The organism is Cohnella kolymensis, from assembly GCF_000829465.1.
GTDB classification, from domain to species: domain Bacteria; phylum Bacillota; class Bacilli; order Paenibacillales; family Paenibacillaceae; genus Cohnella; species Cohnella kolymensis.
The window spans coordinates 50,658-63,547 of the sequence record NZ_JXAL01000006.1 but is presented as its reverse complement, the minus strand read 5'-3'; the positions used below and the strand labels follow the sequence as shown (position 1 = coordinate 63,547).

Genomic DNA, 12,890 nt, shown 5'->3' with positions numbered 1-12,890 from the left:
AATGAACCCCCTTGCGGATAAAGTTACGAACAATAGTCAGGCTTTGATCCAAGCGTCGTTATCGTAACCCCGCACCTCCCAATACCCGATATGTTCCTCTTCGACGAGTTCGATGCGCTCCAACCATTTTACCGATTTATAAGCGTACATGGCAGGCACAATTAACCGGACCGGACCGCCGTAATCGCGATGGATCGGATTCCCGTCATGCAGAACAGCCACCATCACGTCCTTCATGCCGGCTTGTTCCAAAGATATCGCATCGGTATAAACGCCGTCCCCGGAGTAAAATTTCACAAACCTCGCGTTCGGCTTCACACCGGCTTGCTGCAGCAATGCGGACAGCGGGATTCCTTCCCACGTATTTTTATACACCGACCATCCCGTTACGCAGTGAAAATCACTTACCTGTACGGCGCGGGACAGGGCGAGGAACTGCTCCCAATTCCACTTGCCGGGGTTGTCGACCAGCCCATTCACCGTGAAACTCCAACTGTTCGAATCAAATTTAGGAAAACGAGTAACGGTATACGGACGAAAATAACCTTGGGCGCCCCCGCCGATTACGTTGACGGAGTCCGGGAGCGGCACAGGATCAGGCAGCATCATGTTCGGATTCGCATCGGTTCCCATCACATCGCGTGTTGAAGTGAACCCGCTGCCGGCTTTCGCCAGCCACCGGAAAAACGGCGGAGCTGCGGTTACCGCGATAACGGCACCGATCGACCATTTCAAGAACTGCCTGCGGTTTATCCATGGAGCAGGCTCCTCATAAGGCCGGCGGCGGTCCGGGTCTGATGATTCCGGGGAAGCGGCCGGTGCTGTCTTGATTGCGCGGCGTTCGGGCTGCTTCATCCACCGGATACGGGTGACCGAATGAAAGACGAGATAAGGTACCGCAACCCAAGTGAGCAAATCATGCACCAGAAGCGCGGCATTCGCCCATACAGGCGGGAATAACCTAAGCTGCCAAAGGACGATTCCAGATAGAAACCAGCCGACAAGCAGCACGAGCACAAAAGCCAGATTACCTTTCTGACGCGGGCGCTGCCTGATTTGTTTCAAATGGCGCCGCATCAGCGGAGTATAGAGCACAATGAGAACCGCGGAAAGAACGCCCAGCGCGATGTGAAGCTGTTTGATCGGATTTCTGGCTTCACCGTTCAACCATCCGCGCACGACATCCCATGCCAATAGTAACCCTGTCACTGCAAGAATGACTGTAATCCAAGCGTTCCATCGATGCAAATCGCCCAGCTGCTTCCCGAACCCCGGCTTCTTACCGCCCATTTTACGCCCTCCCGTTGAAAAAACTTGATTCCTTGCATTTTCCAGCGGAACATCTCGGCTTGTTTTGCGTCTAAATGAGTACTTACAAGCAAGGAGGTATGATAATGCGCAGAGTCTACCCGCTTTTGTCTGCGGCCCTTCTCGCGCTCTTGCTGGCCGGCTGCGGATCGAATGCGAGCGACAGCGGAACAACCGATGTTCCGATGGCAACTCCGGAATCACCCAGCGCTACGGTGATTACGCCGACAGACGTGCCGAGCAACGAACCGTCACCCATATCCAGCGGAGTCGGATCGTCGGACGGCGGCTCTAAGGAACCGTCTGAGAATGCCGAAACCCAATTAATGAACGCGGCTCAAGAAGTCGTCGAATACCTGCGTGAGAGGGACTTGAAATCACTTTCCGAAACGATTGACCCCGAATTAGGCCTGCGGTTCTCGCCCTATTACCATATCAATCCCGAGTCTGACTTGGTGTTCAAGCCGGATGAGCTTCCTGCCTTCAAAGATTCGATGAAGCTTAAGTGGGGGGTTTTTGACGGCAGCGGCGATCCGATCGAGTTGTCTTTCCGGGATTACTTCGAAAAGTTCGTCTACAGCCAGGATTTCGCAGAAGCGCCTGAAGTGAACGCGGGCAAAATCAAAGCAACCGGGAACGTGAAGTTTAACGGCACAGACGTGTATCCGAAAGCATCGTATGTTGAATTCTATTTTCCTGGCTTTGATAAAAAGTATAAAGGACAGGACTGGCAAAGTCTTGTGCTAATGTTCGTGAAATCCGGATCGGAGTGGAAGCTGTGTGCTGTCGTGCACGGCCAATGGACGATCTGAAAATGAAGATAGAGCGCCTTGAGCCGCGTCATCGGCTTGGCGCTTTTTATTTTGGCCGGTGCCCGGGTAGTTCTGATGTATGTATATGTGTGTTTGTTAGCTTATGAGCGATATCCCGTTCGGTCAGGCGAGGCGGCGCCAGCCTCCATGAACCGGAATTTCACCAGAAACCCTGACGGAAAGGGATAGTGTGCAAAAGGCACGGCGCGCGTGGGCACAAAAAAAGCACGACACCTCACAGGTATCGTGCTCTTACAAGTTACATTTGGTTTTGAATTTTGTTTTTGAGCGATTCTTTGCTTTGCAGGCCGACGAGTTTGTCAACCGGCTGTCCGTCTTTGAAGAGGATCAATGTAGGGATACTCATTACACCGAATTGGCTGGCCAGTTCAGGCTGCTCGTCAACGTTGACTTTGGCGATGGTCGCTTTGCCTTTCAACTCTTCAGACAGCTCTTCCACGATCGGAAGCTGCATTTTGCAAGGTCCGCACCAAGGTGCCCAGAAGTCCAGCAAGGAAACGCCCTGTGAGACGGTTTCGTTGAAATTGTCTTTGGTAACTGCAACTGCCATGGAACATCTCTCCTTATCCGCATTAAAAAATGTATTAAAAAACCTATGATGATCGGGTACTCGTAATATACCCGCTCCATCCGTCCGCTAAGCTCTGGCTTTCGCGTTAATCCGTGACAGCATCTGTCCGATGGTGATCGTCTCGAAATACATTTCGAGCTGACGATCGGCTCCGCAAAAAACAGAGTTCATCACGTCCGCCATGTTGGATGCCACCACACAGTCCATTTCCGGATCGCCGCTGCACCAGGTGGGAGCAAGCGAACCGGCGGCCAAAGCCCGGTAAACATCGGCCAACGTCACATCATCGGGTTCCCGTGACAGCTTATAGCCTCCGCCGGAACCTTCTCTCGTGTCAACGAAACCATTTTTGCGAAGACAGCTCATGACCTTGCGGACACGAACCGGATTCGTGCAAACATTGGACGCGATTTCTTCGCTCGACGCCATTCCGTCGGGACGATGCGCCAGGAGAACAAGGCTGTGGACAGCTATAACGAATTCACTGTTCATGTAAGGCGCCTCCCCGGTGGTTACTGTAATAATATCAGTTACAGTTGGCGCTGTCAAGGGTCCCCATCGTCCTGTATTATTTGGTGCCTACATATCTTTTATCCTTAAGGAACAACCGCCAAAACAGGACAAAGCCGGGAAACAGTACAGCGGCCATGATAGCATACCCGGTCAAAAGCCACCAGAACATTGAAGGGTTTGTCGCTCCCTCGTACACGGTCATCAAAGGATAAACGATGTAAGGCATGTGCGCCGTTCCATAGGCTAAGCTGGCGATGGCATACTGCAGCACGACTCCGATAACAGCCGCCCTTATATAACCGTTACGCCCTCCAGGGCGAGGCCAAGACAGCAGCAAATACGAAACGATGAACACGATCAGCGACAGCAGGAAATACGGCCATCTCTCCTGGATCCGATTCACAATCCACTGCGCCTCCGGTTCCATTGTGATGACCGCCATCGCGCCGAACGCAAAAGCAATGGGCCCAAATGTCATGGCCTGCCGCCTAAACACTCGGGAAGTCGGCTCGTCCCCTCCTTCCCGCGCATAATCCGCAAGAAAGATCGAGGAGAGGAAAAGCTCGCTGGAAAGACCAAAACCCAAATGCGCATATTCCGTCGGACGGGTGAACAGCCTGGCGAACTCCAGCTGCGGATAGCCGTTCTCCATGCTGATAAAGCCGCCAAGAGTAACCGGCAGCACGCTTAACAACAAACCTGGAATCAGAACTCCGGTCACGCCGGACACAATCCGCAGCACTCGAATGAATCTTTGCGCAGAGCTCGAGTAGGCGAACACCATCATGGCGCTTCTTATCGTGAGCAGAAGCAGCACCAGCCCGACAGGCAGCAGCAGAACCGATCCCAATAAAGCGGCCGCATGCGGGAACAAGCCGATGGTCGCCACAACCAAAAGAACGAGAAAAGTATTCGTCAGCTCCCAAGTCGGCGAAAGGTAGCGGTTAGCCGTTTGCGCCGGACGGTTCTCCCGCTCTCCGCCGTAAATCATGGACCAGTAACCCGCCCCCAGATCGATAGACCCCAATATCGCATATCCGAACAAAAACACCCAAACGACGGCGATTCCGATTTCCGGTTCATTCATGACTGCAGCTCACACCCCTTTGGATTCCGTCCGCGGGACATTTCTCTTGTTTAAATCCTCAATAACCGGGTGCTTGCGGAAATAATAACGAAGCACCAAACCCGTAGCTACGAGAAGAAACACATATAAAGCGGTGAACATCACAAACAGTAAATCCACATTTGCCGTACGGGTAGCGGCTTCGGCAGTCCTCATCACGTGGTAAATCGTCCACGGCTGCCTTCCGCTGCAGCTGAAAATCCAGCCGAATTCAATCGCCAGTAACGCCAATGGCCCGGTGAAAACGAGAATGGTCAACAGCCAGCGCGGATACTTACGAGGGCCAAATTTCCTGAGCAGCAGGGATAGTGCCGATATGGCCAGCAGAAAGCTTCCGATCATCACCATCAGGTCAAAAAGATAGTGCGTGAAAAGCGGCGGCCAGTCCTCCCGCGGAAAGTCGTTCAGCCCTCTAACCACACCGGTGAAAGTATTCGTGGCCAGAAAGCTGAGCGCCCAAGGAATCTCAATACCTCCGACGACACGCTGCTGCTCCGCATCCGGTATACCGCCCACCACCAGCGGGGCGTGGCTTGTCGTTTCGAACAAGCCTTCCGCTGCGGCCAACTTTTCAGGCAAATATTCGTGCAGCATTTGAGCAGTCTCGTGACCGTTGAGAGCTGTGGCCAATGAGACGACCAGTCCGACGATCAAGCCGAGGGTGAGCCCTTTCAGGTAGTATCTGCGCACCTGTTCTTCCAGGTTTCGGCGAAGCAGCTTTACAGCGGCAATGGTAACGACGACGAATGCACCCGCGGTAAATGCGGACAAAGAGACATGAATAGCGGTAACTTTAATGCTGGGGTTGAACACCGCAGCCCAAGGATCGACATTCATAATTTTTCCGTCGATCCTGTCGAACCCTCTCGGCGTATTCATCCATGCATGCGCATCGGTAATGAGCACGGCAGACGCCGTACCGCCCAACCAGACAAACGCGACACTGAGCAAGCGCATGTTAGGGCTGAGCCTGTCGGCTCCATATACGTAAATGGACAGGAACAACGCTTCAAGGAAAAACGCCCACATTTCGACTTGAAAAGGTACTGCGATCACTTGACCGACGATCTCCATGAATCCCGGCCACAACAACGCAAGCATCGTCCCTACGATCGTCCCGGAAGGGATGGCCACTCCGAGATTGATGGCGAAGCCTTTGGTCATTCTTCTGGCCATGAGGGCGAAATCCGCGTCGGGCTTGAATCGATTGATCAGCTCCGCGCACAGGATCATGAACGGGATGCCTACCCCCATCGTCGCGAAAATAATGTGGAACGCCATGGAAACTCCGAATAAAGACCGCGCCATGTTGACGGTATGCATGATTACGGTCAGCCCCTTTCCATAATGTGCAAAAGTTTCCTGTTAGTATGTCTGTTCCACCGGGGCGCTATGCGGTAGCTGTGAAGACGCAAAAAACCGGACCCCGTCAGGAGTCCGGCCGCTTACACCATTATTTTAGAAATCGAAGTTGTCCGGATCCGCACCGAAGCGGTGGTCCCGGTTCAGCGCATCGATACGATTCATATCCTCCGGCTCGAGCTCGAAATCGAACACGTCCGCATTTTCACGAATCCGTTCTTCCCTCACCGACTTGGGGATGGTAACAACGCCGAGCTGCAAGTGCCAACGCACAACGACCTGCGCCGGAGTTTTGCCGTACTTGGCAGATAGCTCCGCGAGCAGCGGAAGATCGAGATTGCCTTGCATCAGCGGGCGCCACGATTCAAGCTGAATGCCTTCCTTGCGGCAGAATGCCAGCAGCTTTTTCTGCGTGAGCATCGGATGGAACTCCACCTGGTTCACCATCGGCTTAATCCGGCAGTGAGCCATCAGATCTTCCAGATGACCGATCGTAAAGTTGCTGACGCCGATCGCCCTGATCCGGCCTTGGTCGTACAGCTCCTCGAGCGCACGGTATGTATCTATGTATTTGCCTTTCACCGGCCAATGGACCAAATACATGTCGACATAGTCCATCCCCAGCCGATCCAAACTGCTTTGAAAAGCTTTAAGAGTAGAGTCGTAGCCTTGATCATCGTTCCACACTTTTGTCGTTATGAACACCTGATCGCGCGGGATACCGGATGCCCGTACTGCGCGCCCCACATCTTGTTCATTCTTATATAACGAGGCCGTGTCGATGCTGCGGTAGCCGGCCTTCAAAGCTGCCGAGACCGCATTCTCCGTCTCTTCCCCCTCCTGCGTACGCCACACGCCCAGACCGAGCCGAGGCATCGTAACCCCATTCAAAAGCTCCACCGTCGAGGTGATTGATAGCTGCATCCGAATTCCTCCCTTGATTGGTAAAACCGCCTATTTGCTATTTTAACATTTACATATCTGTTCCCGCACATTGTGTGCCGCCATCCGGTCTGCCATACTAGGGAAAACAAAGTACGGAGAGGTGATTCGGATGAAAATCGATGTTTATTCGGATATGGTGTGCCCGTGGTGCCGCATAGGCAAGAAAAATATGAACGACGCTTTACTGGCGTGGAGCCAGGAAAGCGACGCGACGATCGAAGTGAATTATCATGCGTACCAGCTTGATCCGAGTCTTCCACCGGAGGGACTGCCTTTTAACGATGCGATGGAGAAAAAAATGGGTGGAGCGGAGCGTTTGCGGCCTATGCTGGAGCGGGTTACCGAGGCTGGTGCGGCGGTCGGCGTAACTTTTCGATTCGATGAGGTCCCCCGTATGCCGAACACTGTTCTGGCTCACAGAATGACAGCGCTGGTGCCTGAAGATCGGCAACCGGAATGGGTGGAGGCCGTAATGAGGGCTTATTTTGAAGAAGGCAGGGACATTGCGGTGAAGCAAGTCCTGCTGGACATTGCCGCAGAATTAAAGATCGACGCCGAGGATCTCGGCCGGCGCATCGACGCCGGTGAGGGGTCCGACTCCGTGCAGAAGGATATCGAGACCGCGCAAGGGCTGGGCCTAACCGGGGTACCGTTCTTTATCATTAACAATAAATATGCGTTGTCGGGCGCTTATCCGGCCGCGCAATTTCTCGAAGCGTTTCGCAAAATCGAGCGGCAAGGCTAGGAGAGGCCGGATTTGGTAGGGTCCGCTGAACTGCGAGCGGCTCGATAGGCTGGATTGGGCGGAGTCCGCAGAAGTGCAGCAGGCTCGATAGGCCCATTTTGTCCGTATTCGCGTGAGTTGTGCATGTGAGTCTAGATTTTACGGACATTTTGGGCGTATCGGTGAGCGTCGGCATGTGTTGTACGGCAAAATGCCGGCTCATATGCCCTTTTTGTCCTTATGCCAGCGAATCCAGCGTGGAGACAGACTTGTTACGGATGTTTTGGGCTTATGAGTTGGCTGTAGCGATCTTTTTCATCATTGTGGAGTAGTTGCAATGGCTGCTGCGGCTGATTAACGATGTTTTTCATCGTTAATCTCGCTTCCCTCACCCTTTGAACCCCATTTGCGCAGCGAAGTACGATGTTTTGCACCGTTGTTCGGGTCGGTCAGCGACGAGAAAGCGCATTAGCGATGTTTGGCATCGTTAATGCGCTTTTTGTTTCAGACGAGCGTATCGGTAATTGCACGCGCGATCCAGACGCCGGCAGCGCCGGCTTGCGCCAGGCCGCGGGTGACACCGGCGCCGTCGCCGCCGCAATAGAGGCCGGCGATCTCCGTCTCCAGCGTTGCACTCAGCTTGGGTCGCGCCGAATAGAATTTGGCTTCCACGCCGTAGAACAACGTATGCTCGGAGGCAATCCCCGGCGTTACCTTATCAAGCGCTTCGACCATCTCGATCAAGCTTCTCATCGTATTGTACGGAAGCACCAACCCGAGATCTCCAGGAACCGCCTCTTTCAGCGTGGGTTCGAGGAATCCCTCTTTGATCCGGCCGCCGGTGGAACGCCTTCCCCGCAGGATATCGCCGTATTTCTGCACAATGACGCCTCCGCTGGATAAATCGTTCGCCCTTTTACAAATTTCGCGAGCATACTCATTAGGTTTATCGAAAGGTTCGGTGAATTTGTGCGAAACAAGAAGCGCAAAATTCGTATTCGTGGATCCGAGCGCCGGATCCTTGTACGCATGTCCGTTGGCGGCCATGACGCCGCTGTGATTCTCCACCACTACATGCCCCGATGGGTTGCTGCAGAATGTGCGGACGCGTGTGCCTACCGAGGTGTTGTAGACGAATTTGCCCTCATACAAATGCTCGTTGATCTCCCTCATGACCACGTCGGATGTTTCGACGCGGACACCGACGTCCACCTGATTATTGGACATCCGCAGACGCCGGCGCTTCAACACTTCGCTCAGCCAAGCGGAGCCGTCCCGGCCGGGAGCGACCACCACCCGGGAAGCCTGCAGCTCCTCCCCATTCTTTAGCACGATTCCCCGCACCCGATGGCTGCCGTCCACTTTGTCGGTCAGCAAATCAGCGACCTCAGTCTTGAACCGCATTTCAATCCTTGTATCCAAATACGCGAAAATAGATTTCAATATCTGAAGATTCTGCTCCGTCCCCAAATGGCGAACTTGCGCGCGCAGCAGCTTTAAACCCGCCGCGAAGCCCCGGTGCTCGATGTTTTTCACCACTTCGGTGGTCGGATCGGTCAAGTTGATTGTTGCGCCATGCTCAAGATTGATTTCATCGACATAGCGGATGAGGCTCATCACTTGGGTGGGTGCCAGATAGTCCGTCAGCCAGCCGCCGAATTCAGTCGTAATATTGAACTTTCCATCGCTGTAGGCGCCTGCTCCGCCGAAACCCGCGGTTATGGAACAGGCGGGCAGACAGCCGGCGAAGTCCTTTCTGCCGGAAGGCGGCGGACAAAGCGCGATTTTGTTCTCCAGAATGGGACAGCGGCGGTAATGAATATCGTGTCCTTTATCAACTAAGAGCACCTTAAGGGATGGCGCTTTTCTTGTCAGCTCATAGCATGTGAAAATACCGGCCGGCCCCGCACCGACGACGATCACATCATAGTGGTTCATGTTGTGTGCTCCTCCCGAGTAACTTGCGCGTGTCCGTAAGAACGGAAAAATCCCGACTGCCGAAGGGTGTGGGTGTCCCACATCCTTCGTAGTCAGGAATTTGCGGCTCCTGGTAGAGACTCTCGGCCCATATTGCCGAGGATATACGATGGATGAATTCATTCGTTTATGATCATGCCATTCCGTAGAGTAAACCATTTATACGCACAAGTCAAGGGTACTTTCATTCAAATGTTCGTTTTTTACTCATACAATAATGGTATTGTTCTGCATTATTAAATAAATTTTATTATATTTCCGAACATTTAGTGTACTGCAAATGCAATGAAAAACGCTGCCGAATTACCGGCAGCGTGCTGATGAATGAAGATGATGGAGAGGATGGCCTGTGCGGAGTACACTTCTTACTGAGCAAATTGATGTTAAAACATGTTAAGATAAACAAGTATTCACGCCAACGCATCGTAGTCTTACACTATGTATTATGAAGGGAATGCTATATTTACAATGCTAAATCCTATTGCGATCGCAGTTGGCCCTCTTGAAGTTCATTGGTATGGAATCATAATCGCTATTGGTGCTTTGCTTGGTCTTTTACTGGCAATTCGTGAAGGCAAGCGGTTTGGCATTTCTCAAGATTTCTTTTTTGACTTACTTTTGATTGGACTACCATCCGCTCTCATTGGTGCCCGGCTCTATTATGTTGCTTTTGAGTGGGAGCAGTATCGTCATAATCCCATTGAAATCATACAGATCTGGCATGGTGGAATCGCTATTTATGGAGCTTTAATTGGAGCGATATTGGCTGGGATAATCTATACTCGTCGTAAAGGGCATTCTTTCTTACGAATCGCCGATATTTGTGCACCGGGGCTCATTGCAGGGCAAATGATGGGTCGTTGGGGCAATTTTGTGAATCAGGAGGCACCAAGAATATAAGAATTTCGCAGCTATTAGCAATTTGCATTATCTTAGTAGCGGTTATTGTTATCATCATGCGAAGAAAAACGATTAAGAATCCAGTTTATTATCGCGACCCAGTATTGAATGAAAAGGTGAGTATAGGCTCTGTGAGGCAGGAAGTTAGGGGAGTAAATTAACGCAAATTAAAAGCAGTTCCAACTGGGAACTGCTTTTTTGATTATGAAAAATGATCATAGGGGAGATCGCTTTTGTTATCCTCATATACAATTCTAACCCCTAGTGAATAATAGCTTTCTTCTTTATAATGACCATTGGGACACACTTTGGAACAGCATATAACATCATTTGTCGCGGACAAGAGCTCTTTGCAAATAGGACATCTATTTTCAAATAACTTTTTCAAAATGTTAAGCATAGTTTATCACCTTATAACCGATAAAATTACTTGGATTTATTATAACTTACTCTTCAGTCTAAGTATAGGGTTGTAAGGTTAATTATTTTCCATGATTGAGGCAAGGAGAGAGTTATGGACATATTCCTGTATTTTATTATGGTTCTTTTAGGGCTTATTGGTTCGTTTTTCTCAGGATTATTAGGCATAGGGGGGGCGATCATTAATTATCCTTTGCTCTTATTTGTTCCTCCGATTCTGGGATTTATTCCGTTCAGTTCACATGAGGTTTCCTCCATTAGTATGTTCCAAGTCTTTTTTTGCCTCAGCAGCAGGTTTCTTCGCAATGTTCAGGAAGGGGAAAAACAGCCGTTTCATTCACAAAGAACTAATCATCTACATGGGAACCAGTAGCTTATTTGGCAGTCTCATTGGAGGATTTGGTTCAGGCTACGTGCATGGACATGTTATTAACATCATTTATGGAATACTGGCGATCATCGCCGCCACCTTAATGCTGATTCCTAATAAGGCAAGAGAGGATAACACTTTTTCCCGTATCACCTTTAGCAAAGGAGTCGCTATCGTGTCAGCTTTTTTGGTTGGCATAGTATCTGGTGTAGTCGGGGCTGGTGGAGGGTTCATTCTCATTCCAATCATGTTAACGGTGTTGAAAATTCCCGCCAGGATCACCATAGTATCCTCGCTTCCTATCGTATTCATCTCCGCTATTGGTGGTGTGATCGGGAAACTGACGACAGACCATTTACCGATTTTACCTATTGTTTTTACCGTGGTCGGCAGTCTGTTCGGAGCTTATATTGGACTGAAAGTAAGTTCCAGAATAAACGTAAAAGTGCTGCGGTATGGTTTGTTTATCTTAACATCAATAATTGCAATTAAAATTTGGATATCTATTTTGGTTTCAACCTTCAATGATTGAAATATGAATATACAAAACGGATATCCTCTTGGCTCGAGAATATCCGCTGTTTTTATCTGCTTTTAATTAGTAGTTCGATGGCTTCAGCAACATCAAAGCATTTCGCCCGCGTTTGGCTTTGTGGCGAGACCGCCTATCTTATCCCAGTTTCTCTAGAATCTTGGTCAAATCGGTTTCACCGCGTGTTCGCATTTCACCGGCACCCTATGTTACAATGAAACGAACGGATTCGCGTACTCGAAGAGAGTGTGGTAATCATACATGAACTCATATCCCGCACAAGCATGCATTATATCGAAAACAGGCTTTCAACCCAAGGGTTGAGAGCCTGTTTTATTTTTTGCGCGGAGTAAACTTTGTTTGAAGGGGTAATCATTGTGGCGGTTAGGAATCATTCCGGATTATTAGCGATATGGATCAGCTTGGTCAGCAATATCATATTGACTGTTGTGAAGCTGGCAGCGGGGCTGCTGTTGGCCAGCCCTGTTCTTCTCGCCGACGGCGTGCACAACGCAGGGGACATCATCGCCTCCGGAGCGGCGCTGACTTCTTCTTTGGTATCTCAAAAACCGGCGGACGAAGACCATCCGTACGGTCATGGGAAAGCGGAAGTCGTGGCTTCGGCGTTCGTTGCGGTTATTCTGGTTCTGGCCGCTTTCTGGATCGGCGCGCAGTCCGTCCGCTCATTGTTCGAGCCGCCGGGTCAGGAAAGCTGGCTGGCACTGTGGGCGGCCGTGTTATCCTTGGTATGGAAACAAGCTCTGTACATTTACACCATCCGAGTGGGACATGCGACCAAGAGCAAAAGCGTGTTAGCCACGGCCTTGGATCATCTAGCCGATGTGTATGCGTCTCTCGCTGCGGTCATCGGGATTGGGCTGGGGCTGCTCGGCCACCATTTCGGTTGGTGGTGGGCTGCATACGGGGATCCCGTGGCCGGCATTATCGTGTCGCTTTTAGTGTTGAAATTGGCCTATGAAATGGGACGCGACGCTGTCGACATTCTGATGGAACACAATGTGGCGTTCGAGAAAATTTCCCGTTATGAGGATCTGATCTCCGGGCAGACGGAAATCAAGAGGATCGACAGGGTTAGAGCCCGCGAACACGGCCATTATATTACGGTTGACGTTCGTGTGGGCATACCCGGCGAATACACGATACAGCAAGGCCATGATATCAGCAGGGAGCTGAAAAAGAGGATCATGGAGGATGACTTGGACGTCGTCGAGGTCATGGTTCATTTGAATCCCTGGTATGTAGACGATACGCAGCGGGATAACTAGCAAAAGAGCCGTTCAAGGCGAAC

At 51.1% G+C, this 12,890-nt stretch carries 10 protein-coding genes, 2 pseudogenes and 1 riboswitch; of the genes and pseudogenes, 5 read left to right on the top strand and 7 right to left on the bottom strand.

Features of this window, described 5'->3' with window-relative positions:
- Positions 1–36: 36 nt before the first annotated feature.
- Entirely contained in the window at positions 37–1,290 is a 1,254-nt protein-coding gene (locus SD71_RS06325) for a molybdopterin-dependent oxidoreductase (RefSeq protein ID WP_041061119.1), read from the bottom strand.
- 104 nt (positions 1,291–1,394) lie between these two features.
- On the opposite strand from SD71_RS06325, the gene SD71_RS06320 reads away from it, so the two are divergent.
- Positions 1,395–2,120: a hypothetical protein gene (locus tag SD71_RS06320; RefSeq protein WP_052476028.1), complete on the top strand. Its 726-nt coding sequence runs from the start codon at positions 1,395–1,397 to the stop codon at positions 2,118–2,120.
- A gap of 259 nt (positions 2,121–2,379) precedes the next feature.
- Here the strand turns inward: SD71_RS06320 and trxA are convergent, their stop codons facing one another.
- The 5 genes from trxA to SD71_RS06295 all read right to left on the bottom strand — a co-directional run bounded on the left by trxA (position 2,380) and on the right by SD71_RS06295 (position 6,637).
- Complete coding sequence (trxA, locus tag SD71_RS06315) at positions 2,380–2,691, bottom strand: thioredoxin (RefSeq protein ID WP_041061117.1); 312 nt, start codon at positions 2,689–2,691, stop codon at positions 2,380–2,382.
- A gap of 87 nt (positions 2,692–2,778) precedes the next feature.
- Entirely contained in the window at positions 2,779–3,204 is a 426-nt protein-coding gene (locus SD71_RS06310) for an RrF2 family transcriptional regulator (protein ID WP_041061114.1), read from the bottom strand.
- Positions 3,205–3,280: 76 nt separating this feature from the next.
- The gene (locus SD71_RS06305) at positions 3,281–4,312 is read right to left on the bottom strand and encodes a cytochrome d ubiquinol oxidase subunit II (protein ID WP_041061111.1); all 1,032 of its coding nucleotides are present in this window, start codon (positions 4,310–4,312) and stop codon (positions 3,281–3,283) included.
- Between the two features lie 9 nt (positions 4,313–4,321).
- Positions 4,322–5,674 carry a cytochrome ubiquinol oxidase subunit I gene (locus SD71_RS06300; RefSeq protein WP_041061108.1) on the bottom strand — a complete coding sequence of 451 codons (1,353 nt, stop codon included), beginning with the start codon at positions 5,672–5,674 and terminating at the stop codon, positions 4,322–4,324.
- A 135-nt stretch (positions 5,675–5,809) separates the two neighbouring features.
- Positions 5,810–6,637, bottom strand: a complete 828-nt coding sequence (locus SD71_RS06295) for an aldo/keto reductase (RefSeq protein ID WP_041061105.1) — start codon at positions 6,635–6,637, stop codon at positions 5,810–5,812.
- Positions 6,638–6,767: 130 nt separating this feature from the next.
- On the opposite strand from SD71_RS06295, the gene SD71_RS06290 reads away from it, so the two are divergent.
- Positions 6,768–7,403, top strand: coding sequence for a DsbA family oxidoreductase (locus SD71_RS06290; RefSeq protein WP_041061101.1), 636 nt, complete (start codon positions 6,768–6,770; stop codon positions 7,401–7,403).
- Between the two features lie 483 nt (positions 7,404–7,886).
- Here the strand turns inward: SD71_RS06290 and SD71_RS06285 are convergent, their stop codons facing one another.
- Positions 7,887–9,320, bottom strand: coding sequence for an NAD(P)/FAD-dependent oxidoreductase (locus SD71_RS06285; RefSeq protein ID WP_041061099.1), 1,434 nt, complete (start codon positions 9,318–9,320; stop codon positions 7,887–7,889).
- A gap of 69 nt (positions 9,321–9,389) precedes the next feature.
- A riboswitch (purine riboswitch) is annotated at positions 9,390–9,489 on the bottom strand.
- Between the two features lie 338 nt (positions 9,490–9,827).
- On the opposite strand from SD71_RS06285, the pseudogene lgt reads away from it, so the two are divergent.
- The 3 genes and pseudogenes from lgt to SD71_RS06270 all read left to right on the top strand — a co-directional run.
- Positions 9,828–10,247: pseudogene (lgt, locus tag SD71_RS06280) on the top strand (prolipoprotein diacylglyceryl transferase); the annotation flags it as partial.
- 526 nt (positions 10,248–10,773) lie between these two features.
- Positions 10,774–11,581, top strand: a pseudogene (locus SD71_RS06275) (sulfite exporter TauE/SafE family protein).
- 377 nt (positions 11,582–11,958) lie between these two features.
- Positions 11,959–12,867, top strand: a complete 909-nt coding sequence (locus SD71_RS06270) for a cation diffusion facilitator family transporter (protein ID WP_152619361.1) — start codon at positions 11,959–11,961, stop codon at positions 12,865–12,867.
- Positions 12,868–12,890 lie beyond the last annotated feature (23 nt).

Bases quoted from the DNA above. Each gene is read 5' to 3' on its own strand.
- SD71_RS06295 (WP_041061105.1), bottom strand. From the start codon at position 6,637: ATGCAGCTATCAATCACCTCGACGGTGGAGCTTTTGAATGGGGTTACG.
- SD71_RS06310 (WP_041061114.1), bottom strand. From the start codon at position 3,204: ATGAACAGTGAATTCGTTATAGCTGTCCACAGCCTTGTTCTCCTGGCG.
- trxA (WP_041061117.1), bottom strand. From the start codon at position 2,691: ATGGCAGTTGCAGTTACCAAAGACAATTTCAACGAAACCGTCTCACAG.
- SD71_RS06300 (WP_041061108.1), bottom strand. From the start codon at position 5,674: ATGCATACCGTCAACATGGCGCGGTCTTTATTCGGAGTTTCCATGGCG.
- SD71_RS06290 (WP_041061101.1), top strand. From the start codon at position 6,768: ATGAAAATCGATGTTTATTCGGATATGGTGTGCCCGTGGTGCCGCATA.
- SD71_RS06320 (WP_052476028.1), top strand. From the start codon at position 1,395: ATGCGCAGAGTCTACCCGCTTTTGTCTGCGGCCCTTCTCGCGCTCTTG.
- SD71_RS06285 (WP_041061099.1), bottom strand. From the start codon at position 9,320: ATGAACCACTATGATGTGATCGTCGTCGGTGCGGGGCCGGCCGGTATT.
- SD71_RS06325 (WP_041061119.1), bottom strand. From the start codon at position 1,290: ATGGGCGGTAAGAAGCCGGGGTTCGGGAAGCAGCTGGGCGATTTGCAT.
- SD71_RS06305 (WP_041061111.1), bottom strand. From the start codon at position 4,312: ATGAATGAACCGGAAATCGGAATCGCCGTCGTTTGGGTGTTTTTGTTC.